This is a genomic window from Hymenobacter ruber (genome assembly GCF_054783255.1).
Genome location: NZ_BAAGQX010000001.1, coordinates 1 through 21,996, shown reverse-complemented (window position 1 = coordinate 21,996; position 21,996 = coordinate 1). Strand labels below are relative to the sequence as shown.

Sequence of the window (21,996 nt, the reverse complement as noted above, 5' to 3'; positions counted from 1 at the left end):
GATGAACGCCCGACACGGGCCAACTGGACCTATCCCGGGGTGAACCGGCCTTTTGCGGCCCGGCCCGGCTCAGGCGAAGCGCTTGAGCAGCTGCTGCACCCCGGCGCTGTAGCTGCGCGAGGAGGTGACGTGCTGCCCGTTGGCCATGCGAAACAGGTACTCGCCGTGCGACCAATGCTTGAAGTCGACGATGTGGGCCGGGTTGATGATGCACGAGCGGTGGATGCGTAGGAACACGGCCGGGTCGAGCCGCTCGGCCAGCTGGCCCAGGGCCGTGCGCAGCGGGTAGTGCCCGCCGGCCGCGTGCAGCAGCACGCCGTTGCCGGTGGCTTCGAAGTAGCACACCTCGGCGGCCGGCACGAAGAAGCTGCGCGCCGGCAGTTTCACCAGAAACTGGTCCTGGTAGTCGGCCGCCGGGGCGGTCCAGCTGTGCAGCAGGGCCTCCAGCTCGGGGACGCGGGCCTGGTCCTGGCGCAGCGCCAGCTGCTGCTGCACCCGGCCTACGCAGTCGGCAAACCGGTCGGGGTCCAGCGGTTTGAGCAGGTAATCGACGGCGTGCAGGGCGAAGGCCTGCACCGCGTACTGGTCGTAGGCCGTCACAAACACCACCAGCGGGAGCGGCTGGCCGGCCGCCTGCAGCCGCCGCAGCACCTGCACGCCATCAAGGTCGGGCATCTGCACATCAAGGAAAACGACGTCGTATGCGCCGGTGTGCAGGGCGGCGAGGGCCTCGGTGCCGTTGGCGGCTTCGCCCGTTACGGCCAGCGCCGGAAAATCGGCCAGCAGTTCGCGCAGCAGGCTGCGCGCCAGGGGCTCGTCGTCGACCAGCAGCGTGCGGATGGGGCTCATGCGGGCTCTGGGGTAACGCCCCCCGCCGCCCGCCGGAACGGGATGGACAGGCGCAGGCAGTAGCCGCACGCCGGGGCCGACTCCACCGCCAGGGCATAGTCCGGGCCGTAGAGCGTGGCCAGCCGGCTTTCCAGGTTGCGCAGGCCGATGCCCCGCGCGGCGGTGTCGGCCGCGCCCCGGCCGTTGTCCTGCACTTGCAGCAGCAGCCGGTCGCCCTGTTTTTCGGCCCGCACGGCCAGCTCACCGGCCCCGGCGCGGGGCGCCAGGCCGTGGCGCACGGCGTTTTCTACCACCGGCTGCAGCAGCAGGGCGGGCAGCAGCGCCCCTTCGGTATCGGGGGCAATGTCGTAGCGCACGGCCAGCCGGTCGGGGAAGCGGGTTTGCTCAATTTCGAGGTAGAGGCGGGTGAGGCGCAGCTCCTGTTCCAGGGTCACTTCCTGCTCGTCGGTGCCTTCCAGCACCAGCCGCAGAAACTGGCTGAGCTGGGCCAGCATGCGCCGGGCAGCTTTCACGTCCTGGCTCATCAGGGCCGACACGGCGTTCATGGAATTGAAGAGAAAGTGCGGCTGGAGCTGCATTTTCAGGGCCTGCAGCTGGGCCTGCACCAGCTGGGTTTCGAGCTGGGCGGCCCGCACCCGGCCTTCGCGGTACCGCTCGCGGTACTGCACGGCGTAGGCGATGCAGAGCAGCATCCAGTAAATGGGCACCCAGCTGTTGGCGTTGGCCACGACCTCGGCGAGGGAAACCCGGCCCGGCACGGCCCCGCTGCCGTGCATCACGGCGGCGTACACGAGGCGGTAGGCCAGGGTGAGGACGTAGCTGGCCGCCGCGTGGGCCAGCAGGTGCCGCAGCCGGTGGCGGCTCTCGGTGAGGTTGAAGCGGGCCGCCAGGGCAAACACCACGGGCGTGAGCAGCCCCCAAATCAGGCCGTGCAGCAGGCGCCCGCCCAGGGCCTCGCGCCAGTCGGTGGGCGTGCCGGCCGAAAGGTTTTGCACGAAAATCAGCAGCACCATGAACCCGCTGAACAGCAGCCACGCCAGGGCAATGGTGGAGCCGCTCACCAGGGGCGGGGTCTTCTGCGGTTCCGGGGGCCGGGCGGTCGTGCTCATAGGCTTTAAAGGTAGCCAAACCCACCGCCACCGCGCCGTCCTGGCATTCAGAATGGCCTTTTTGGCGGGCCAATGGGCCTTCGGGCCGGTATTGGGCGAGCTCGATTACCCCGCCGGGGCTAAGCGCACGGGAAGTTTGTGAAAAAGGTTAGCCGTAGCAGGCGCGGGCCTCCCGCCGAGAGTCAGACAATTCTCACTAGCCTGTTTAACCTTTGTACCAAACTTTTAACCAAGGCCACCGATGGCCGGCACCCCGCCACTACCCGACCATTGCAGGCCGGCCGGTAAGCCGGCGCGGGTGGGGTAGCCTATCCACTGCGGGCACTGCTGCGGGTCGCCGGCCCAATCGAAGGGGCTAATTTGGGGCTGCTTGGCGGCGGGGGCGGGAGTTATCATATCGAAGGGGAAAAGGGAGTGGTGAGAAAATGAGCCGGGGGCTAGGCAGCCAGGGCCAGCTGGCTGCCGAATACCACGCCGGCGCGGGGGCTGCTGCGTTGCCGCCGGCTGGCGGTCCTGGCGTGGTGGGTGGTTTCGGTAACCAGTCCCAGAAAGCCGGCGGCATGGGTGTAGCCTTTCACCTCGGCCCGCTCCTGGTGGCCGTCGCGGTTCACCGTTACCGTGGCCCCTACTGCGGGCACGGGCTGCTGGGCCGACCAATGCAGCCCACCGGGCAGCATCGTTAAGCGGGGCGCGGCCTCGAACTCAGGCACCGGATTGGTCAGCTGCTCGGCGGCGTCCTGCCGGGCTTGCCAGGCATCCTCGCGGGCCTGATGGTTGGCGGCGTTGGCAGCGCGGAGCCGGGCTAGGCGGGCGGCGGGAATGCGGCGGGCGGGGCGAGTGGCAGAAGCGTTTTTCATACTGCGGCAAGGGGAATGAAGTGAGAAATGAATCGGCTAGAACCAAGGGGCGGCTTCCCAAGCGGCCAGTTCGGCGGCTGATACTGCCGGCAGCACGTTAGCGGCTTCGTCGGCGGGGTCAAAACGGTCGACCCACACCTCGCCGGAGGCTAAGTCAAAAGCTTCGTCAACCATGGATAAAGAGCTGTTTTATCGTTCGTTGCTTATACTTATTAAACGTAAAAACCGGTATTATTGTTTCAATAATATTTAAATTAAAGTGATAATTATTGACTATTAAAGCAGCCATTTAGGGTATTGTAATGGCGGATTTTTTCCCTTTTATACCGCTTTAGCAGTTGTCTTTTTGCAATTGCAATTTCCTTTTGTTGCCCGCCCCGGTGGCCGCCCGACGGAATAGCTCCCCCGGGCGGCCGTTGGCCTTACTGCGGCGTGGCTTCGGCACTGGGGGCTTCCTCCGCTTCGTAGCTGGGCACAATGCCCAGAATGTGGTTAGCGGCTTTCTGGCCTTGGCTAGCGGCGGAAATAATTAGCTGTTTGTCGTTGCGCAGGGCTTGCAGCCAGTTGGCTAAGTAGCTGGCGCTGCTGGGTTCGGTGCGGGTTAAATCCAGCCCGGCCGCATGGCTCAGGAAGGAGGCCCCCAACTCGGCCACCAGCTCTTCCTTGGCGTAGGTTTCGCTGCCAAAGGCGGCCAACTCGGTGAGCGTGGCCCGGTCCAGCCGCTTGGCGTGGCCGGTGGAGTGGGTCAGCTCGTGAAACAGGGTGTGGTAATAGTCTTCGGCCGTGTGGAAGTTGCTGGCCGCGGGCATGGTCACGGTGTCAATGCTGGTGCGGTACATCGCCTCGCTGCCCTTGTGCAGCACGCGGGGGCCACCCGCGTAGCCGGCCAGCACCTGCTCGGCGGCCTGCTCGGGCGTGTGCTCGCGGCTGGGCAGCTCGGGAAAACTCCACGCCACCCCGTCAATCTGGGCTACGTTGAACACCGTGGAATACTTCAGGAAGGCCTTTTTCTTCTCCTCGCCCTTGCCGTCCTCCTTCTTGGTTACGGTGAAGAACACCACCGGCATGCCCTTCTCGCCCCGGCGCACCTGCCCGCCCAACTCCTTGGCTTGGTTGTAGGTCAGGAAATAGGGGTGCTCATACTCCAGCATCCCCAGCAGCAGGGCATTCACGCCCTGATACACGTGCTTGCTGCGGTAGTTGCGGGGCGCGCCGTGGGCGGCATTCCACGGCTGCTTCCACGGGGTCACGCCGTTCTCCAACGCCAGAATAATGCGGTTGGTGATGATTTCGTACACGTCGGGGCGGGGGGCGAAAGGAGCGGGCTTTTTCATGGCTTAACAGGTTGGTTTTATGCTTGCTGCTTATACTGTTTAAACGCAAAAACCCGCTTTAATGTTTCAATAATATGTAAATTAAAGTGTCAATAATTGCGTATCATATTGCCCTTTTTGGCATGGATTCTGATTTTTCCCTTTTGTTCCGTATTCGCTCCGCTCAGGCAGTATTCCCCGCTGCTCGCTGATGTGGTAAAGAATTGGGTATTTGGCTTTTCCTTTGGTTCGCGAAAGGGATGGGAGGGGTTTAGTCCGCAGGACCGCAGGCCCCGCCGGAGCCCCGCACAGCCTGGCCCGAAGGGGTTCGCCCAATTGCCCTTCGGATGCAATCGTCAACCCATCGCTCACCACGAGTAATAGCGCTCCACTTGTCACTTTGGGCAATTATTTCAGCCACCCGCTGCCCTCTTTCAATCGATGACTCCTCCCACCCAAGCTGCTTACCAAGTGTTGCGGGACTATCTGAACTCGCTGCTCCTGCCCACCTGCCCCGACCAGCCGCTGGCGGAGGTACCCATGGCCCTGCGGCCCGAGTTAGCGGCCTTCCTGCGCGGCAAAACCGGGTATGCGGATGAAACCGGCCGGCCAATGATTTACGCAGCTGACCTGGCCGCCTGGGCCCGCGATTTGATTCATGGGGCCGGCCTAGCTGCTCCCCTACCCTTGGCCACGCTGGACCTGACCGCATTGCGAACGGCCACCCAACGCCACGCTTAAAAACAGCATGAAAGATATGCCACTTATTAGAGTTTATTGGCGTATCTTGCAGCATGCATTCGTCTGACGAGCACTTCCTGGCAACCGTAGAGGCTCAGATTCCGGCTTGGTTCGGCACTCAGCCCTTGCTTTCCCGCAAGGAGTTGCTGGCGCGGATGGCCACGCTGAACCCGACGCTTAAGCAGGCCACGCTCGACGTGTACCTGCATCGGCTGACCCAGCGCAACCAGCTGGCGCACGCGGGCCGGGGCGTGTACGCCCTACCGGGTGGGACTTCGGTAGCCGACTTCATTCCGACGGTACCGCCAGAGCTGGCGAACCTGTGGCAGGCCGTGGCGACCGAGTTGTTCCTAAGCAGTGGCTGCGCGTGGACCACGCAGTGGCTGAACGACTTCACCACCCACCAACTGATGCGCACGATACAGCTGGTAGAAGTGGCACCCGAGGCGCTGCAATCAACCTACTACGCCCTGAAAGACCAACTTGGGGCGCGCGTGTTTCTGCAGCCCGATGCCCGCGTGCTGGAGCTGTACGTGGCCGAAACCCCCGATGCCGTACTGGTGCTGCCGCTGGTGAGCCGCGCCCCGGTGCAGCGCGTGGCCGATGTGCCCGTGCCGCGCCTGGAGAAGCTGCTGGTGGACCTGCTCAGCGACCCCACGCTGTTTGCGGCCTACCAGGGCGAGGAGCTGCGCACCATTTACCGCACGGCCGCCCGCCAGTACCGGCTCGATGCCCGCACCCTGTTTTCCTACGCCAGGCGGCGGGGCAAAGCGCCGGCCCTGCGCGAGCTGCTGCTGGCCGTGGGCCTTTCTTCGCTGCTTCCTACATGATTACGACGACCTCTTTTACCCGCGAATGGATGATGGAACACTGCCGGCAGCGCCCCGGCCTGGACCCTTCCATTCTGGAAAAAATGATTCTGGCCCTCACCCTGGTCGAGCGGCTGGTCGAATCCGGGCTGCCCTTCACGTTTAAGGGCGGCACCTGTCTGGTGCTCGTGCTGGGCCAGGCCCGGCGCTTTTCCGTGGACGTGGATTTGGTTACCCAGGCCGAGCTGGCGGCCATTGAGGCGGCCCTGACGCAGGTGTGCGCGCAGCCGCCGTTTCGCTCGTTTGCCTACGACGCCACCCGCAGCCACAAGGATGATGTGCCGCGGGGCCACTACTACGTGTTCTATGACTCAGCCCTGGACCAGCAATTGCTGGCCGAGCACCCGCAGCGGTCCATCGCCATCGATTTGCTGTTTGAGGAGCACAACTACCCGCAGGTACTGCAAGTGCCGGTGGCCTCCCCGTTCCTGCACCAGGCGGGCGAACCCCTACGCGTTGCGGCGCCGAGCGTTGAATCCATCGCCGGCGACAAGCTCACGGCCTTTGCCCCGCGCACCACCGGCATTCTCTACGGCAAGGGCAAGGAGTTGGAAATCATCAAGCAGCTCTTCGACGTGGGCGTGCTCTTTGACCAGGTGCAGGACGTGGCCACCGTGGCCAAGTCGTTTGCTGCCACCGTGGCCAAGGAGCTGCGCTACCGCCACCTGACCGAAACCAGCGCGGCCGATGTGCTGGTGGATGCCCTGCACACGGCCCTGCTGCTGGCCCAGATGAAGCTTAACCGGGCCCCGGCCAAAGAACTGGCCCCGGCCGAGCTGCGCCGGGGCATTGCCGGGTTCCGCAACTTCGTTATCGACGGGGCGTTCCGCGAAGACCAGGCCGTGGCCGCCGCCGCCCGCGTGGCTTATCTCGCGGCCCGGCTGCTCACCCAGGACTATTCCCCCTTGCCCCGGCCAGTGCCCGGCGCAGACCCGCGCACCTTCTTCGTGCCGCACCCCGACTTTAATTACCTCAACAAGCTGCGCTCGGTGCCGGGAGACGCGCTGTTCTACTGGCACCACACGGTGGCCCTGCTGGAAGCGCACGGACGACTGGCGTGGCTGGTGGCGTAAAGCCAGGCGCGCCAAAGCTGGTTGAGCCAGAGTTCCACGCCCTGGAGCAGAGCCGGGTGGCCAAGGACCGGGCGGTGTTCATGGACTTCATGCGGGGCCAGCACGGAAAACCCCTGACGTATCAGTTGTCGGCGTCGGTTCCCCGTACCTAGCAACTAAAGGCCAATTGGGTGTGTTAATCGGCCAGCGGCCCGGCCCTGAACTTCCGGCCTTATACCCGGATTCGCTACCTTTGCCCGCACATGCGCCTGCTAGCCCTGTTTTTTGCCTTCTACTTCGCCTGCCTCTCGTGCCTTTCCTGCACGGACGAAGTACCTGCGTGCAAAGACCAGCAGCAAACCACCGTGGCCGCTTCGCACTCCGATTGCGGGGCCGGCGCGCTGGGCGACTGGTGCTCGCCGCTCTGCCAGTGCCACTGCTGCGGCGGGGCCCTGATGCCCGTACCGCTGGGCAATCAAATGGCTTACTCGGTGCCCACGGAGTGGGCCACCAGCCCCCGGCACGGCCGGCTGGTGGTGGCCGCCCCGACGCGGGCACTCGGGTCCGTGTGGCAGCCGCCCCAGGCCTAACCCTTCCCCTTTTTTCCTGCTGACCACCCTCTCCGGGTGGCCCGTCGCGGTGCGTGACGGGCAATTTAGCGCTTGGCGCTGAATTGGTTATGCCCCGGTTGCTCCCGCAGTTCGTGCCGGAGCCACCGGGCCGCAGGCTTTCACGGAAGCGTTAGACCTAACCCCCACAGCAACGGATGTTCGACCGGCTGATTCATTTTTCCATTCACAACAAGCTCATCATCGGGCTGCTCACCCTGGCCCTGGTGGCCTGGGGCGGCTACTCGCTCCGACGCCTGCCGATTGATGCCCTGCCCGACATCACCAGCAACCAGGTCGTGGTCTACACGGTGGCCCCCTCGCTGGCCGCGCAGGAGATTGAGCGGCTCGTCTCCTTTCCCGTCGAGCAGAGCATGGCCACCATTCCCGGCCAGACGGAAGTGCGCTCCTTTTCGCGCTTCGGCCTCTCGGTGGTCACCATCGTCTTCGAGGACCAGATTGATATTTACTGGGCCCGCCAGCAGGTCAGCGAGCGGCTCAAGGAAGCCGAAAGCCGGATTCCGGCCGGCACCGGCCGCCCCGAGCTGGCCCCGGTCACCACCGGCCTGGGCGAGATTTACCAGTACCTGGTGCGCGCCAAGCCCGGCTTTGAAAAGAAGTACAACGCCACCGAGCTGCGCACCATTCAGGACTGGATAGTGCGCCGCCAGCTGCTGGGCACGCCCGGCGTGGCCGACGTGAGCTCCTTCGGCGGCTACCTGAAGCAGTACGAGGTGGCCCTGGACCCGGAGCGGCTGCGCTCGCTGGGCGTGACCATCAACGAGGTGTACCAGGCCGTGGCCGCCAACAACCAGAACGCCGGCGGGGCCTACCTCGACCAGAACCCCACCGCCGCCTTCATCCGCACCGAAGGCCTGGCCACGAGTCCGGCCGACATCGGCAACATCGTCATCCGCAGCACCAGCACGGGCCTGCCCGTGCTGGTGCGCGACGTGGCCGAGGTACGCTTCGGCGCGGCCGTGCGCTACGGGGCCATGACGCTGAACAACCAGGGCGAAGTAACCGGCGGGCTGGTGCTCATGCTCAAGGGGGCCAACGCCGCCGAGGTTATCAAGGCCGTGAAGACGCGCATGGCCACCATCCGCAAAACCCTGCCCGAGGGCGTGAGCGTAGAGCCTTTCCTGGACCGCTCCGCCCTGGTGGGCCGGGCCATCGGCACGGTCACCAAGAACCTGCTGGAGGGGGCGCTGATTGTGATTTTCGTGCTGGTGCTGTTTCTGGGCAACTGGCGCGCGGGGCTGGTGGTGGCCTCGGTGATTCCGCTGGCCATGCTCTTTGCCGTGAGCATGATGCGCCTGTTCGGCGTGTCGGGCAACCTGATGAGCCTCGGGGCCATTGACTTCGGGCTGATTGTCGACGGGGCGGTCATCATCGTCGAGGCCATCGTGCACCGCCTGCACGGCGGGCACGCCCCGGGCCACGCGGAGGGCGGGCGCCTCACGTCGGAAGAAATGAACGATGAAACCTACCAGGCGGCGAGTAAAATCCGCTCCTCGGCGGCCTTCGGGGAAATCATCATCCTCATTGTCTACCTGCCGCTGCTGGCCCTGGCCGGCATCGAGGGCAAGATGTTCCGGCCCATGGCCGAAACCGTGGCCTTTGCCATTCTGGGGGCTTTCATCCTGAGTCTGACCTACGTGCCGATGATGTCGGCGCTGGCCCTGAGCCGGTCCACGGCATCCAGCAAGACCTTCTCCGACCGGATGATGGCCTTCTACACCCGGCTCTACCACCCCCTGCTCAAGGGCGCGCTCCGGCACCAGGCCGTGGTGCTGACGGCCGCCGTGGGCCTGCTGGTGGGCGCGTATTTTCTGTTCCGCACCCTGGGCGGCGAGTTCATTCCCCAGCTCACCGAAGGCGACTTCGCCGTGGAGATGCGCACGCTCACGGGCTCCTCGCTGAGCTACACCATTGAGAAAAGCCAGCAGGCGGCGGGCATCCTCAAACGGCAGTTTCCCGAGGTCAAGGAAGTGGTGGCCAAGCTCGGCTCCAGTGAAATTCCCACCGACCCCATGCCGGTGGAAGCCGGCGACTTGATGATTATCCTCAAGGACCAGAAGGAGTGGACCTCGGCCCATTCCCGCGAGGAGCTGGCCGATAAGATGGCGGCGGCCGTGAGCGTGATTCCGGGCGTCACGTTCGGCTTCCAGCAGCCCATTCAGATGCGCTTCAACGAGCTGATTTCGGGGGCCAAGCAGGACGTGGTGCTCAAAATCTACGGCGAGGACCTGCAGCAGCTGGCTGACTACGCCCAGCAGGCCGGCCGGCTGGCCCGCCAGGTCAAGGGGGCCGAGGACGTGTACATCGAGCAGGTCACCGGCCTGCCCCAGATTGTGGTGCAGCTCGACCGCAACCGCCTCGCCCAGTTCGGCCTGAACGTGGCCGACGTGAACCGCACCGTGCAAACGGCCTTCGCCGGCGAAACCGCCGGGCAGGTGTTCGAGCAGGAGCGCCGCTTCGACCTGGTGCTGCGCCTGCGCCAGGACCTGCGCAAGGACATCAACAGCGTGCGCCGCCTGTTCGTGGCTGCCCCGGATGGCCGGCAGGTGCCCCTGGAGCAGGTGGCCAGCGTGGAGCTGCGCGAAGGCCCCAACCAGATTCAGCGCGACGACGCCAAGCGCCGCATCACGGTGGCCTTCAACGTGCGGGGCCGCGACGTGGAAACGGTGGTCAACGAGCTGCAGGGCAAAATTGACCGCCAGCTCCGGTTCGCGCCGGGCTACTACACCACCTATGGCGGCCAGTTCGAGAACCTGCGCCAGGCCACCGAGCGGCTGGCCGTAGCCGTGCCGGTGGCGCTGCTGCTCATTTTCGTGCTGCTGTTTTTCACCTTTCGCTCGCTCCGGCAGTCGGTGCTCATTTTCACGGCCATCCCGCTCTCGGCCATCGGCGGGGTGCTGGCCCTGTGGCTGCGCGGCATGCCGTTCAGCATCTCGGCCGGGGTGGGCTTCATTGCCCTCTTCGGGGTGGCCGTGCTCAACGGCATCGTGCTCATCGGCTACTTCAACCAGCTCAAAGCCGAGGGCGTCACCGACCTGATGGAGCGCATCATGCGCGGCACGGAAGTGCGCCTGCGCCCGGTGCTGATGACGGCCACCGTGGCCTCGCTGGGCTTTCTGCCCATGGCCCTGGCCCAATCGGCCGGCGCCGAGGTCCAGCGCCCGCTGGCCACGGTCGTCATTGGGGGCCTGATTTCGGCCACCCTGCTCACCCTGCTGGTGCTGCCCGTGCTCTACGCCCTCTCAGAGCGCAAACAAGGGCCGGTGCCCGCCCCGCAACCCGCTCCATCGGGCAAGACGCTGCCCGTGGCCTCCCTGCTGCTGCTCCTGCTGCTGCTGCCCCGTTTAGGGCAGGCGCAGGGTCCCCTTACCGCGCCGCAGGCCGTTACTCAGGCGCTGCAAACCAACGGCACCGTGCTGGCCGGCACGAAGGCCCTGGAAGCGCAGCAGGCCATTCGCAAAACCGCCTACGACTTTGGCCGGACCACGCTCAGCGGCAGCTACGGGCAGTATAACTCTCAAAACCGGGACAATCAGTTCACGCTCACGCAGTCCGTGGCCCTGCCCGGTGTGTACCATAGCGCCGCCGGCCTGGCGGATGCGCGCATTACCGGCCAGCGGGCCCGGCTGGCGCAGGTGCAGGCGGAATTGCGCCGGCAGGTGCGCCTCACCTACGAGCAGGCCGTGCACGCCCGCCACCGCCTGCGGGTGCTGCGCGGGCAGGACAGCGTGTACACCGAGTTTCTGCGCTCGGCCAACCTGCGCTTTAAAACCGGCGAAGCCGCCCGCCTCGAACCCGCCACCGCGTTGGTGCAGCAGGGCGAAATCCGCACCCAGCTGCTGGCGGCCCGCACGGATTTCCGGGTCGCCCAGCGCCAGCTGCAGGCCCTGCTCCAAGTGCCCCCCGCCGTGAGCGTGGCCGACAGCGTGCTGCATCCGCTGGCGCTGCTGGGGGCCGCCACGCTGGCGGACTCTACCGCGCCCGCCCTGGCGGATACGCTACTGAAAATCAACAACCCCCAGGCCCGGGTGCTGGCCCAGCAGGTGGCCGAGCGCCGCGCCGAAACCCGGGTGGCGCAGGCCGCGGGCCTGCCCGAGTTCACGGTGGGCTACTTCAACCAGAGCATTATCGGCTACCAGCGCCTCGACGCGGCGGGCACGGAGCGCTACTTCGGTCCCGGGGCCCGCTTTCAGGGCGTGCAGGCCGGCGTGGCCGTGCCCCTGTGGCGGGGACCGCAGAAGGCCCGGGTGCAGGCCGCCCGCCTGCAGGAGCAGGTGGCCCAGGCCGGCTACGAGCGGTACCGGGCCGAAGCGGCCGGCCAGGTGGACGAGCTGCTGGCCCGCCGCGCCGAGCAGCAGCAGCGCCTGCGCTACTTCGAAACCACCGCCCTGCCGCAGGCCACGGTCATCACCCGCCTGTCCACCATCGCCTACAAAGCCGGCGAAACGGGCTACTCCGAGTACCTGCTAAACCTGGAGCGGGCCCGCCGCCTGCGCCTCGACTACCTCGACGCGCTGCTGCAACACAATCAAACCATCATCGAGCTGGAATACCTGCTCGGCGGCCAATAGGGTGCCCCGGCACCCATCGAAACCCACCAAAACATGAAGTCATTACCGATGTATCTGCTCCTGCTGTTCGGCCTGCTGGCGGGCTGTGGGGAGAAAAAAGAACCGCAGGACGAGGCGGCGAAACCGGCTGCTGCTCCCGGAGCCGGGGCCGCCGATGAAAAGGCCACCCCGGACCGCGTAACCCTGACGGCCGCCGAGCGGCAGATGGGCGGCGTGCGGCTGGGCACCCTCACCGAGCGCCCGATGAGCGGCGGCCTGAAAGTGAACGGCGTGCTCGATGTGCCCCCGGAAAACCTGGCTTCTGTCAGCGCCCCGCTGGGCGGGTTCGTGGACCGCACCGACCTGCTGCAGGGCTCGCGGGTGCGCAAGGGCCAGGTGCTGGCCGTCATCCGCAACCCCGACTTCGTGCAGCTCCAGCAGGACTACCTCGAAACCCGCACCCAGCTCACGCTGGCGAAAGCTGAATACGAGCGGCAGGCGGAGCTCTACCGCCAGGAAGTAGCGCCCCAGAAAAACTACCAGCGCGCCCGGGCCGAGTACCAGGGCCTGCAGGTAAAAAGCAGCGCCCAGGCCGCCCGGCTGCGGCTGGCGGGCCTGCCCGTGGGCGGCGCCATCGTGAGCACGGCCAGCGTGCGGGCCCCGAAAAGCGGGTTCGTGAAGGCCGTGAACGTGAGCGTGGGCCAGAGCGTGACGCCCACCGACGTGCTGTTTGAAATTGTGAACCCCGACCACCTGCACGTCGAGCTCACCGTGTTTGAGAAGGACGTGCCCCAGCTCAAGGAAGGCCAGCTGGTGCGCTTCACGCTGGGCAACGACTCGGTGAGCCGCGAGCGCACGGCCCACATCTACCTCATCAGCAAAACCATCAGCGCGGAGCGCACCGTGCGCATTCACGCCCACCAGGACCGCGAGGATGAGCAGCTGCTGCCGGGCACCTTCGTGCGGGCCGTTATCGAAACCAACCGGGTGACCGTGCCCACGCTGCCCGAAAAAGCCGTGGTGCAGTTCGGCGCGCAGGCCTACGTATTCGTCGCGGCGGACTCGGCCGCCAAGGCGGGCACCGCAACTTACCGCATGGTGCCCGTGACGCGGGGCGTGAGCGAGGACGGTTACACCGAAGTGCATTTGAACGCCGCCGAGCAGGGCAAGCCCTTGCGCTTTGTGACCGAAGGCGCGTACTCGTTGCTTAGCAAGCTTAAAAACGCCGAAGAGGAAGAATAAGCCCCGTCCTGTATTATGCTCCCCATCATCCGACCCTTACTGGTATTCCTGCTCGCCGGCCTCTGCGAAATTGGCGGGGGCTACCTGATGTGGCAGTGGCTCAAGGCCGACCGGCCCGGCTGGATGGGCGCGGTGGGGGCCGGGCTGCTGATGCTCTACGGGTGGGTGGCTACCTGGCAGCCCACTTCCTTCGGCAAGACTTACGCCGTATACGGCGGCATTTTCATCGTCATGTCCATTGCCTGGGCCTGGTACTTTGACGGCTTCCGGCCCGACCGGTTCGACGTCATCGGCGGGGTCGTCTGCTTCGTCGGCATCGGCATCATCCTGTTCTGGCCCCGCCCCTGATTTTTATGCCTGCTTCCTCGCTATTCGCGCCCTTCCGCAGCCTGCGCAACCCCGTCTTTGCCCGGCTCTACGCCGCGCAAACCACCTCGCTGCTCGGCGATGCCCTTACCTGGGTAGGCCTGGCCCTGCTGGCCTTCGAGCTGGGCGGCAGCCATTCGGCGCAGATTCTGGCCTTCGCCCTGACCCTGCGCGTGACGGCCTTTGTGCTGCTCTCGCCCCTGGCCGGGCTGCTGGCCGACCGCCTGAACCGCAAAACCATCATGGTGACGGCCGACATCGTGCGCATGGTCATCATCGGCCTGCTGCCCTTCGTCACCGAGGTCTGGCAGGTGTACGTGCTCATGTTCACCGTCAATGCCTTTACGGCCTTTTTCACGCCTACCTTCCAGGCCACCCTGCCGGCCGTGACCACGGCCGACGAAATGCCGCAGGCCCTGAGTTTGTCCAGCGCCACCAACGAGCTGCTGGGCGTGCTCGGGCCGGGCATCGCCGGGGCGGTGGCCGCGTTCCTGGGAACCCGCGACATCTTCTACATTGATGCGGCCACCTTCCTGATTTCCGGCATCCTGATTTTCACGCTGCCGGCCCGGCTGCGCAACGAGGAGGCTTCGGTGAATGACGACGAGCGCGTGACCGTGGCCGCCGTGCTCGAAGGCACCCGCCTGCTCTGGCGCAACGCCGTGATGCGCTACGCCCTGCTGCTGGAGCTGGTGGCCGCCGTGAGCGGCGCCCTGATTCTGGTGAACACCGTGGGCCTGGTGCGCGGCCAGCTGCACCTGCCCGAAGCGCAGTACGGCTGGGTGATGGCCGCCTTCGGCATCGGGGCCACGGCGGCGGCCCTGCTGGCGGGCGCGCTCACCAGGCGCATCGCCCACACCACGTTCGTGATTATCGGCGCCGTGCTCACCAGCCTGGCCGTGCTGCCGGCCAACCACGCCGGCCTCTGGCCGCTGATGGGCCTGTGGCTGCTGGCCGGGGCCGGCCAGAACGCCGTCAACCTGGCCACCCAGACCCTGATTGCCGAGCAGACCGACACCGCCCACCAGGGCCGCGTGTACGGGGCCCACTTCGCCTGGAGCCACTTATGGTGGGCTTTTGCCTATCCGCTGGCTGGCTTTCTGGGCACGCGCTTCGCCACGGGTTCCTTTCTCTACGGCGGGCTGGTGGCCCTGACCCTGCTGGCCGGCACCGGCCTGCTGCGGCGCGGGGTGATGGCCGCCGCCACGCCCAAGATTCACCCCACAACCCCCTGACTTGATGTTGAAATTTCTCACCGGGGCCGTGCTCGTGGGAGTCGGCAGTGCCGGCTTTTTCGTGGACTGGTAGGCCCGACGGCTTCCCTCCAATTCAGCTAACTCACCTGACCTTATTGCCATGCCTGACCCTACTTCCTCCAATACCGACGAAGAGCTGAACACCGCCAAGCAGGTGCAGCCCGAAAACGTGGGCGCGCTCAGCCGCGACCAGCTCACGCCCGAAGCCGCCGCCCAGCCCCAGGGCCACGACGTGCCCGGCCACGACCACGCCCCGACCGCCGGCCCGGATGGCCGCGCCGGGCAGGCCCGGGGCACTTCCCAGCGGCCCCGCCCGCCCGCTGACTCCTGCTGCAGCGTGGAGCCGCCCGTCCGGGCCGCCGTGCAAGCCGATGACCACGACCACGCGGGCCACGACGACCACGACCACGGCCCGGCCGGCGACAACCCCTACCTGGTGCCGGGCATCAGCTTCGCGCTGCTGCTGGCTGGCATCGCGCTGGACTACTACAAAGTCGGCTTTTTCAGCGGCTACGTGCGCCTGGGCTGGTACGGCCTGGCCTTCGTGCTGGTGGGCTGGAAGGTGGTGAAAGCCGCCGTGCTCAGCATTCCCAGCGGCAACATCTTCAACGAGTTTCTGCTCATGAGCCTGGCCACGCTCGGGGCCTTTGCCATTGGTGAGTACCCGGAGGGCGTGGCCGTGATGCTGTTCTACACCGTGGGCGAGCTGTTTCAGGACGCGGCCGTGAACCGGGCCAAGCGCAGCATCCGGGCCCTGCTCGAAATTCAGGCCACCGAAGTGACAGTGGTGCGCGATGGCAAACCGCTCGTGCTCGACCCCAAAGCGGTGCAGGTGGGCGACGTGATGGAAGTGAAGCCCGGCGAGAAAGTAGCCCTCGACGGGACGCTTAACACCACGGCGGCCAACTTCAACACGGCCGCGCTCACCGGCGAGTCGGCCCCGCAGACCAAGCAGCCGGGCGAGGCCGTGCTGGCCGGCATGATTAACCTGGAGTCCCTGATTCAGGTGAGCGTGACGGCGGCTTTCAAGGACACCAAGCTCTCGAAAATCCTGGCCATGGTGCAGGATGCGGTGGGCCGCAAGGCCAAAACCCAGCAGTTCATCACCAAGTTTGCCAAAATTTACACGCCCATCGTGGTGGGGCTGGCCGTGCTGCTCATTGTGGTGCCCTACTTCGTGGTGAGCGACTACGTGTTCCGCGACTGGCTCTACCGGGCGCTGGTGTTTCTGGTCATTTCCTGCCCCTGCGCGCTGGTTATCAGCATCCCGCTGGGCTACTTCGGCGGCATCGGCGCGGCCTCGAAAGCGGGCATCCTCTTCAAGGGCTCCAACTTTCTGGACGTGCTACGCGAAATCGATACCGTGGTGATGGACAAAACCGGCACGCTCACCCAGGGCGTGTTTGCCGTGCAGCAGGTGCAGCCCGCGCCCGGCCTCGACCCGGCCCAGCTGCTGCGCCTGGTGGGCGCGCTAGAAACCAAATCCACCCACCCCATTGCCAAAGCCGTGGTGGCCCACGTTGGGGCAGCCGCGGCGGGCGTGCCGGTGGAGAACGTGGAAGAAATTGCCGGTCACGGCCTGCGCGGCCAGGTGGAGGGCCGCGACGTGCTGGCCGGCAACACCAAGTTATTGAGCAAATTCAGCGTGGCCTACCCGCCCGAAGTCGACCAGGTGACTGACAGCATCGTGGTGGCGGCCGTGGATGGCCAATACGCCGGCTACCTCACCGTGGCCGACGCGCCCAAGGCCGATGCGGCGCAGGCCGTGCGCGAGCTCAAAGCCGACGGCATCCGCAAAATCGTGATGCTCTCCGGCGATAAGGATACCATCGTGCAGCGCGTGGCCCAAGAGCTGGGCATTGACGAGGCCCACGGCGGGCTGCTGCCCGAAGACAAGGCCAAGTACGTGCAGCAGTACCTCGACGCGGGCCACAAGCTCGCCTTCGTGGGCGACGGCGTGAACGACGCGCCCGTGGTGGCCTTGGCCGACGTGGGCATTGCCATGGGCGGCCTCGGCTCCGACGCGACGATTGAAACAGCCGACGTGGTCATCCAGACCGACCATCCGAGCAAGATTGCCACCGCCCGCCGCATTGCCCGCGCCACCCACAACGTGGTCTGGCAGAACATCTGGCTGGCCTTCGCCGTGAAAGCCGTGGTGCTGGCCCTCGGGGCCGGCGGGCTGGCCACCATGTGGGAAGCGGTATTTGCCGACGTGGGGGTGGCCCTGCTCGCCATCCTCAACGCCGTGCGGATTCAGCGCATGGACTTTACTAGCAAGCCATGAGCTACCCTTGCCTTTTAGCGGCGCTGCTACTCGCTGCCGGCCTGTCCATTAGTGGCTGTAATGCCCGCCACGATACCGACGCGCACGAGCAGGAAGCCCACGGCAGCCGCCCGCCCGCGCCCGCCCCCGTTGCGGCACCGCCCAGCCTGCGCGACACCCTGCAACGACTGGTGCAGCAGCTCGATACGGTGCGCCGAACCGGCTGCTGGGACGAGGACTTTGCCCGCCTGATGACGGTGCACCACGCCGGGGCGCAGCGCCTGGCCGCGCTGGAGATTTCGCAAGGCCGGGACTCGACCCTGCGGGCCCTGGCCCAGCACGTCCTCAAAGGCCACGAGCGGGACAACCACGTCCTCACCCTGGCCCTGACCCGGCAGCGGCCCAGCGGCCAGGAATACCGGCCCGGCAATGCCCGCGACCCCTTCGTGCGGCGCATCGCGGCGGCGCTGGCTCCCCTGCGCCAGCTGCCGCCCCTGCCCGGCCCCGCCGACGCGGATTTTGCCACCCTTATGCAGCTGCACCACCGCAGCGGCGTGGCCCTGGCCCAAACGGAGCTGGCCTTCGGCAAAGATGCCGAGCTGAAGGAGGCCGCCCGCCGCATTGTCCGCGACGAGCAGGCCGAAATCAAGCACTACCAGCGCTGGCTGCAAGCCCATTCCATTCAATAAACCCTGCCAGTCGATTTATGCTGCTGACCATTCCCACCGCCGTTACGCCACCCTGGACCACCATGCTGGGCTTTTCGCTGCTGCCCGCCGTGGTCATGATTGCCGGCGCGGCCCTTGCCGTGTGGCGGGCTCCCGGCCCCCAGCTGCGCAGCGCCATTCTGCACTTCGCGGCCGGCGTCATCTTTTCTGTGGTGGCCGTGGAGTTGCTGCCCGACATCGTGCAGCACCACGCCCCCTACGAAGTGGCCCTGGGCTTCGGCCTCGGCGTGGCCACCATGCTCGGGCTACGCTACTTCACCCAGCGCCTGGAAAAGCAGGGAGCCGCTAAGGAGCCTTCCGACTCGTCGCCAACGGCCGGCGGCGCTACCGGCGTGCCCGCCGCTGCCACCTTGCCCTGGGGCCTGCTGGTGGCCATTGGCATCGACATTCTCATCGACGGCCTGCTGCTCGGTATCGGGTTCGCGGCCGGGGCCAAGGAAGGCACGCTGCTGGCCATTGCCCTCACCATCGAGCTGCTCTCGCTGGGGCTGGCCACGGCCGTGGAGCTGCGCCAGGACGGGCACGGCAAGGGGCGCGCCGTGGCCATCGTGGCGGGCACCTCGCTCATGCTGCTGGTGGGGGCGGGCATCGGCACCACGGTGCTGCGCGGGGCCACCGGCAATATGCTCGAAATCGTGCTTTCCTTTGGCCTGGCCGCGCTGCTCTTTCTCGTCACCGAGGAGTTGCTGACCGAGGCCCACGAGGAAACCGAAACGCCGCTGCTCACGCTGGCCTTTTTCGTCGGCTTTCTCTTGTTCCTGCTGCTCGGCATGGTCGCCTAGCCATTTTACCCTACTCTCCATCATGCACACCGCTAAAATCGACCTGACCCTCACGCCCACCGGTCGCCACCTGGCCTTTTCCAAAGAAATGCTGGAAGTCGCCCACGTCTTCCGCCGCGTAGGCGGCGAGACGAGTTCCTGGCAGCGCGTGGCCGTCAACGCCCGCTCGCCCTACCTCGACGCCGATACCTTCGCTCCCGGCACCCTGCTCGAATATTACGTGCAGCACGAAACGCAGCAGGGCGAGCCCGAAGCCCGCAGCCACGTCGTGAGCACGACCCTCCCCTAACGATTCGCCGCGCCCCTGCCTCATCTTTGCGCTATGCGTCACCTGGCACTCGCGGCATTGAAGCCGGCCCTCACCTTGCTGGGGGCTGGCCTGCTGCTGCTCGGCAGCTGCCGGAGTGGCCCCGAGGAAACCACCGACCAGCACGCGCCGGCCGCGCCGGCCAGCATGATGGCGGCCCTGCACACCATGGCCGCGCATTCGCAGGCCCTGCCGCCCACGACGAACCTGGACCTGTACTTTGCCCAACTGATGCGCGAAAACCACCAGGCCGCCGTGGCCATGTCGGCCCTGGAGCTGGCAAAAGGCCAGGACCCCGACCTGCGCCGCCTCGCCCAGGACATTGAGCACGCCCACCGGCAGCTCGTGCTCGGCCTCGATTCAGCCATTGCCCGCATTCAGGCCCAGCCCCCCACCTTCCCGGAGCACACCACCCAATCCCACGAGCTGGCCGACTTGCTGGAGGCGGCCACCACCGGCCTGCATCCTGCCGCGCACCGCACCATTGCCCGCGCCGAGGGCATCACGGACTCGCAGCAGGTTGGTTTAAGCAAGCGGGAGGATGCCGGCACGGGCAGCATCGACCGCGATTACGCGGCGCTGCTCATTCCACACCACCAGAACTCCCTCACCCTGGCCCGCGCCGAGCTGGAGCTGGGCCGCGACGATGCACTGCAGAAAGCAGCCTACCTCATCCTGCAAGACCAGCAGCGGGAAATCGAGCAGGTGCAGGCCTGGCTTCGGCAACATCCCGACCCAGCAAAGCCTTGATACCGCCGGGGCTCTGGCTATTCGGTCCCAACTAAGGCAATGTTGAGGTTAGCAAGGCGCATAAATTGAACAAAAGGGGATGAATGAGGGCCGCGGCGGCAGGGTAGCGCACGGAGCAAGCCATCTTAGTTGCGCTGCTCGTCCTGCGGGTCCTCGGGATATTCTTCGCGGTCTTGGTTTTCATGCAGCTCCGTTTCGGGCGGATAATCCGGAATCCAGTCGCCGGGGTCATGGATAGCCGGGTTGTTGCCGTTGGCCTCGTGCGCCTGGTCGAGGGCATCCGACCACTGGCTAAGCTGGTCATCCACTGCTACGGCCGCCAGCGGGGTGGGCTGGGGTCGAAAAGGGTCGAGCTCCCGGCCAAAGAAATGACCCAGCGTCACGCCGGGGCTCTGCTGCCGGTACCAGGCCGGCATTTCGTTTGGCTGGCATATCACCCCTAAATAGCCATCGGCGTGAAAGTAGGCTTTCACCTCGGCCGGGCCGAAGCCGTTGAGGTAGATATGTACGTGGGCCCCCACGGCCGGCACCTCCCCCGCGCCCGACCAGGTGAGGCCCGCCGGCAAGCCGGCCCGGCTGGGGTAGCCCACCCACTGCGGGCAAAGCGCGGAATCACCAGCCCAATTCAAAGGGCTGATTTGGGGTTGCTGCGGGGCGGAAGCGGGCGTAATCGTCATGGTGGGAAGGCAAAGCGGGGCCGTAGGCAGCCGGCCCCTGATGGAAAAGGAGAAATGAGGGTTCGCGGCGGGCTATTTGGCTTGCAAATGCCACTGCCGCAATCCTTCCGGCATCCGGTCAAAATCCAGCCGGTAGGCAAACAGCCCCAGCCCGTCGAATTTGATAAGCAGTTCGCCCTTCTCGTTGCTCCACTGCGAGTAGTGGAGCCCATCCCGGCTGGTGATGCCTCCCCCGCCCACCTGGTTAAAGCTGGCCGGCACGTCGACCGGCCCCAGGCAGGCAGTGATAAGGATGAAGTGGCTGGCCTGAATGTTCTCCTGCGCCACCTGAATGGCCTGGTCGACGGTGAGGATGCGCGGCGGCTGATTCATGAACAAGTTGGCTGAATAATGAGAAAAGCAGGGCTAAGCCGCCAAGGCCAGCTGGCTCCCGAAGACACACCCGGCGCGGGGGCTGCGCTGCTTGCGGCTGGCGTTCCGGGCGTGGTGCGTTGTTTTGGTGACGAGGCCCAGAAAGCCGGCGGCGTGGCAGTAGCCTTTCACCTCGGCCCGCTCGGCGTGCCCTTCGCGGTTCACCGTCACCGTGGCCCCGATGGCGGGCACCGGTGCTTGACTCGACCAGTGCAGCCCCCCCGGCAGCATCGTGAGGCGGGGCGCGGCCGCAAACTCGGGGGTTGGGCTGGCCAGCTGCGCCAGCGCATCCTGGTGGGCCTGGAAGGCCGCTTCCCGCGCTTGCCGCTGGGCAGCGTTAGCGGCACGGAGCCGGGCTAAGCGGGCGGCGGGAATGCGACGGGCGGGGCGAAAAGTGGCGGCAGCGTTCATAAGCGAAGTGAGTTTGAAGTGAGAAAATCGGCTAAAACCAAGAGGCGGCTTCCCAAGCGGCCAGTTCAGCAGCGGTTACTATTGAGAGCGGGCCAGCGGCTTCGTCGGCAGGGTCAAACCGGTCGGCCCACACCTCGCCGGGGGCTAAATCAAAAGCTTCATCAACCATGGATAAAGGACTGTTTTATCGTTCGTTGCTTATACTTATTAAACGCAAAAACCGACTTTAACGTTTCAATAATATGTAAATTAATGTTATAATTATTGACTACTTAATCAGGGTCGTCGTTGGTAATCCGCCGAATTTTTCCCTTTTGTACAGTTTTAGCAATTGCAATTTTGCAATTGCAATTTCCTTTTGTGGCCCCCCGGTGGCCGCCCGACGGTATAGCTCCACCGGGCGGCCGCGGGCCTTACTGCGGAGTGGCTTCGGGGCCGGGGGCTTCCTCCGCTTCGTAGCTGGGCACGATGCCCAGAATGTGGTTGGCGGCTTTCTGGCCTTGGCTGGCCGCCGAGATAATCAGCTGTTTGTCGTTGCGCAGGGCCTGCAGCCAGTTGGCGATATAGCTGGCGCTACTAGGCTCGGTGCGGGTTAAGTCCAGCCCGGCCGCGTGGCTCAGGAAGGAGGCCCCCAACTCGGCCACCAGCTCTTCCTTGGCGTAGGTTTCACTGCCGAAGGCGGCCAACTCGGTGAGCGTGGCCCGGTCCAGCCGCTTGGCGTGGCCGGTGGAGTGGGTCAGCTCGTGAAATAGGGTGTGGTAATAATCTTCGGCCGTGTGGAAGTTGCTGGCCGCGGGCATGGTCACGGTGTCAATGCTGGTGCGGTACATC

The 21,996-nt window shown here is 65.7% G+C and carries 24 protein-coding genes; 13 read left to right on the top strand and 11 right to left on the bottom strand.

Going from position 1 to position 21,996, the window contains the following annotated elements; genetic code table 11:
- Window positions 1-69: 69 nt before the first annotated feature.
- The 6 genes from ACYVM5_RS00120 to ACYVM5_RS00095 all read right to left on the bottom strand — a co-directional run bounded on the left by ACYVM5_RS00120 (window position 70) and on the right by ACYVM5_RS00095 (window position 4,149).
- Window positions 70-849: a LytR/AlgR family response regulator transcription factor gene (locus ACYVM5_RS00120; protein ID WP_460616168.1), complete on the bottom strand. Its 780-nt coding sequence runs from the start codon at window positions 847-849 to the stop codon at window positions 70-72.
- Entirely contained in the window at window positions 846-1,958 is a 1,113-nt protein-coding gene (locus ACYVM5_RS00115; RefSeq protein ID WP_460616167.1) for a sensor histidine kinase, read from the bottom strand. Before ACYVM5_RS00115 ends, ACYVM5_RS00120 begins: the two co-directional genes overlap by 4 nt.
- A gap of 225 nt (window positions 1,959-2,183) precedes the next feature.
- Window positions 2,184-2,354, bottom strand: coding sequence for a hypothetical protein (locus ACYVM5_RS00110; RefSeq protein WP_460616166.1), 171 nt, complete (start codon window positions 2,352-2,354; stop codon window positions 2,184-2,186).
- Between the two features lie 41 nt (window positions 2,355-2,395).
- On the bottom strand, window positions 2,396-2,815 hold the full coding sequence (locus ACYVM5_RS00105; protein ID WP_460616165.1) for a hypothetical protein: 420 nt from the start codon (window positions 2,813-2,815) through the stop codon (window positions 2,396-2,398).
- A 36-nt stretch (window positions 2,816-2,851) separates the two neighbouring features.
- On the bottom strand, window positions 2,852-2,989 hold the full coding sequence (locus ACYVM5_RS00100) for a hypothetical protein (RefSeq protein ID WP_460616164.1): 138 nt from the start codon (window positions 2,987-2,989) through the stop codon (window positions 2,852-2,854).
- Between the two features lie 248 nt (window positions 2,990-3,237).
- Window positions 3,238-4,149 (bottom strand): ArdC family protein, encoded by a 912-nt coding sequence (locus tag ACYVM5_RS00095; protein WP_460616163.1) that lies wholly within the window; start codon window positions 4,147-4,149, stop codon window positions 3,238-3,240.
- Window positions 4,150-4,569: 420 nt separating this feature from the next.
- On the opposite strand from ACYVM5_RS00095, the gene ACYVM5_RS00090 reads away from it, so the two are divergent.
- The 13 genes from ACYVM5_RS00090 to ACYVM5_RS00030 all read left to right on the top strand — a co-directional run bounded on the left by ACYVM5_RS00090 (window position 4,570) and on the right by ACYVM5_RS00030 (window position 19,666).
- Entirely contained in the window at window positions 4,570-4,869 is a 300-nt protein-coding gene (locus ACYVM5_RS00090) for a hypothetical protein (protein WP_460616162.1), read from the top strand.
- A gap of 53 nt (window positions 4,870-4,922) precedes the next feature.
- Window positions 4,923-5,699, top strand: coding sequence for a DUF6577 family protein (locus ACYVM5_RS00085; RefSeq protein WP_460616161.1), 777 nt, complete (start codon window positions 4,923-4,925; stop codon window positions 5,697-5,699).
- Window positions 5,696-6,811: a nucleotidyl transferase AbiEii/AbiGii toxin family protein gene (locus ACYVM5_RS00080; protein ID WP_460616160.1), complete on the top strand. Its 1,116-nt coding sequence runs from the start codon at window positions 5,696-5,698 to the stop codon at window positions 6,809-6,811. Before ACYVM5_RS00085 ends, ACYVM5_RS00080 begins: the two co-directional genes overlap by 4 nt.
- A 242-nt stretch (window positions 6,812-7,053) precedes the next feature.
- Window positions 7,054-7,380, top strand: coding sequence for a DUF6660 family protein (locus ACYVM5_RS00075; protein WP_460616159.1), 327 nt, complete (start codon window positions 7,054-7,056; stop codon window positions 7,378-7,380).
- Window positions 7,381-7,556: 176 nt separating this feature from the next.
- Window positions 7,557-11,990, top strand: coding sequence for a CusA/CzcA family heavy metal efflux RND transporter (locus ACYVM5_RS00070; protein WP_460616158.1), 4,434 nt, complete (start codon window positions 7,557-7,559; stop codon window positions 11,988-11,990).
- Window positions 11,991-12,023: 33 nt separating this feature from the next.
- Complete coding sequence (locus ACYVM5_RS00065) at window positions 12,024-13,211, top strand: efflux RND transporter periplasmic adaptor subunit (protein ID WP_460616157.1); 1,188 nt, start codon at window positions 12,024-12,026, stop codon at window positions 13,209-13,211.
- A 15-nt stretch (window positions 13,212-13,226) separates the two neighbouring features.
- On the top strand, window positions 13,227-13,559 hold the full coding sequence (locus ACYVM5_RS00060) for a YnfA family protein (RefSeq protein ID WP_460616156.1): 333 nt from the start codon (window positions 13,227-13,229) through the stop codon (window positions 13,557-13,559).
- A gap of 5 nt (window positions 13,560-13,564) precedes the next feature.
- Complete coding sequence (locus tag ACYVM5_RS00055; protein WP_460616155.1) at window positions 13,565-14,812, top strand: MFS transporter; 1,248 nt, start codon at window positions 13,565-13,567, stop codon at window positions 14,810-14,812.
- Between the two features lie 121 nt (window positions 14,813-14,933).
- The gene (locus ACYVM5_RS00050) at window positions 14,934-17,120 is read left to right on the top strand and encodes an HAD family hydrolase (RefSeq protein ID WP_460616154.1); all 2,187 of its coding nucleotides are present in this window, start codon (window positions 14,934-14,936) and stop codon (window positions 17,118-17,120) included.
- Window positions 17,117-17,788: a DUF305 domain-containing protein gene (locus ACYVM5_RS00045; protein WP_460616153.1), complete on the top strand. Its 672-nt coding sequence runs from the start codon at window positions 17,117-17,119 to the stop codon at window positions 17,786-17,788. The genes ACYVM5_RS00050 and ACYVM5_RS00045 overlap by 4 nt, the downstream gene beginning before the upstream one ends.
- 17 nt (window positions 17,789-17,805) lie before the next feature.
- Window positions 17,806-18,609, top strand: coding sequence for a ZIP family metal transporter (locus tag ACYVM5_RS00040; RefSeq protein ID WP_460616152.1), 804 nt, complete (start codon window positions 17,806-17,808; stop codon window positions 18,607-18,609).
- A 22-nt stretch (window positions 18,610-18,631) separates the two neighbouring features.
- Window positions 18,632-18,898, top strand: coding sequence for a hypothetical protein (locus ACYVM5_RS00035; protein WP_460616151.1), 267 nt, complete (start codon window positions 18,632-18,634; stop codon window positions 18,896-18,898).
- 33 nt (window positions 18,899-18,931) lie between these two features.
- Window positions 18,932-19,666: a DUF305 domain-containing protein gene (locus tag ACYVM5_RS00030; protein WP_460616150.1), complete on the top strand. Its 735-nt coding sequence runs from the start codon at window positions 18,932-18,934 to the stop codon at window positions 19,664-19,666.
- A 125-nt stretch (window positions 19,667-19,791) separates the two neighbouring features.
- On the opposite strand, the gene ACYVM5_RS00025 is transcribed toward ACYVM5_RS00030, so the two are convergent.
- From ACYVM5_RS00025 to ACYVM5_RS00005, 5 genes are all read right to left on the bottom strand, one after another.
- On the bottom strand, window positions 19,792-20,343 hold the full coding sequence (locus tag ACYVM5_RS00025; RefSeq protein WP_460616149.1) for a hypothetical protein: 552 nt from the start codon (window positions 20,341-20,343) through the stop codon (window positions 19,792-19,794).
- Window positions 20,344-20,415: 72 nt separating this feature from the next.
- Entirely contained in the window at window positions 20,416-20,715 is a 300-nt protein-coding gene (locus ACYVM5_RS00020) for a hypothetical protein (protein WP_460616148.1), read from the bottom strand.
- Between the two features lie 33 nt (window positions 20,716-20,748).
- A complete protein-coding gene (locus ACYVM5_RS00015; RefSeq protein ID WP_460616147.1) occupies window positions 20,749-21,165 on the bottom strand; it encodes a hypothetical protein in 417 nt (138 codons plus the stop codon).
- A 31-nt stretch (window positions 21,166-21,196) separates the two neighbouring features.
- Complete coding sequence (locus ACYVM5_RS00010; protein WP_460616146.1) at window positions 21,197-21,334, bottom strand: hypothetical protein; 138 nt, start codon at window positions 21,332-21,334, stop codon at window positions 21,197-21,199.
- 244 nt (window positions 21,335-21,578) lie between these two features.
- The coding region (locus ACYVM5_RS00005; RefSeq protein WP_460616145.1) for a zincin-like metallopeptidase domain-containing protein at window positions 21,579-21,996 on the bottom strand (418 nt) is incomplete at its 5' end.

Coding starts and splice junctions, on each gene's coding strand:
- ACYVM5_RS00015 (WP_460616147.1), bottom strand. CDS start 21,165: ATGAACGCTGCCGCCACTTTTCGCCCCGCCCGTCGCATTCCCGCCGCC.
- ACYVM5_RS00050 (WP_460616154.1), top strand. CDS start 14,934: ATGCCTGACCCTACTTCCTCCAATACCGACGAAGAGCTGAACACCGCC.
- ACYVM5_RS00030 (WP_460616150.1), top strand. CDS start 18,932: ATGCGTCACCTGGCACTCGCGGCATTGAAGCCGGCCCTCACCTTGCTG.
- ACYVM5_RS00060 (WP_460616156.1), top strand. CDS start 13,227: ATGCTCCCCATCATCCGACCCTTACTGGTATTCCTGCTCGCCGGCCTC.
- ACYVM5_RS00115 (WP_460616167.1), bottom strand. CDS start 1,958: ATGAGCACGACCGCCCGGCCCCCGGAACCGCAGAAGACCCCGCCCCTG.
- ACYVM5_RS00110 (WP_460616166.1), bottom strand. CDS start 2,354: ATGATAACTCCCGCCCCCGCCGCCAAGCAGCCCCAAATTAGCCCCTTC.
- ACYVM5_RS00075 (WP_460616159.1), top strand. CDS start 7,054: ATGCGCCTGCTAGCCCTGTTTTTTGCCTTCTACTTCGCCTGCCTCTCG.
- ACYVM5_RS00035 (WP_460616151.1), top strand. CDS start 18,632: ATGCACACCGCTAAAATCGACCTGACCCTCACGCCCACCGGTCGCCAC.
- ACYVM5_RS00080 (WP_460616160.1), top strand. CDS start 5,696: ATGATTACGACGACCTCTTTTACCCGCGAATGGATGATGGAACACTGC.
- ACYVM5_RS00090 (WP_460616162.1), top strand. CDS start 4,570: ATGACTCCTCCCACCCAAGCTGCTTACCAAGTGTTGCGGGACTATCTG.
- ACYVM5_RS00010 (WP_460616146.1), bottom strand. CDS start 21,334: ATGGTTGATGAAGCTTTTGATTTAGCCCCCGGCGAGGTGTGGGCCGAC.
- ACYVM5_RS00095 (WP_460616163.1), bottom strand. CDS start 4,149: ATGAAAAAGCCCGCTCCTTTCGCCCCCCGCCCCGACGTGTACGAAATC.
- ACYVM5_RS00100 (WP_460616164.1), bottom strand. CDS start 2,989: ATGGTTGACGAAGCTTTTGACTTAGCCTCCGGCGAGGTGTGGGTCGAC.
- ACYVM5_RS00070 (WP_460616158.1), top strand. CDS start 7,557: ATGTTCGACCGGCTGATTCATTTTTCCATTCACAACAAGCTCATCATC.
- ACYVM5_RS00055 (WP_460616155.1), top strand. CDS start 13,565: ATGCCTGCTTCCTCGCTATTCGCGCCCTTCCGCAGCCTGCGCAACCCC.
- ACYVM5_RS00120 (WP_460616168.1), bottom strand. CDS start 849: ATGAGCCCCATCCGCACGCTGCTGGTCGACGACGAGCCCCTGGCGCGC.
- ACYVM5_RS00065 (WP_460616157.1), top strand. CDS start 12,024: ATGAAGTCATTACCGATGTATCTGCTCCTGCTGTTCGGCCTGCTGGCG.
- ACYVM5_RS00105 (WP_460616165.1), bottom strand. CDS start 2,815: ATGAAAAACGCTTCTGCCACTCGCCCCGCCCGCCGCATTCCCGCCGCC.
- ACYVM5_RS00025 (WP_460616149.1), bottom strand. CDS start 20,343: ATGACGATTACGCCCGCTTCCGCCCCGCAGCAACCCCAAATCAGCCCT.
- ACYVM5_RS00045 (WP_460616153.1), top strand. CDS start 17,117: ATGAGCTACCCTTGCCTTTTAGCGGCGCTGCTACTCGCTGCCGGCCTG.
- ACYVM5_RS00020 (WP_460616148.1), bottom strand. CDS start 20,715: ATGAATCAGCCGCCGCGCATCCTCACCGTCGACCAGGCCATTCAGGTG.
- ACYVM5_RS00040 (WP_460616152.1), top strand. CDS start 17,806: ATGCTGCTGACCATTCCCACCGCCGTTACGCCACCCTGGACCACCATG.
- ACYVM5_RS00085 (WP_460616161.1), top strand. CDS start 4,923: ATGCATTCGTCTGACGAGCACTTCCTGGCAACCGTAGAGGCTCAGATT.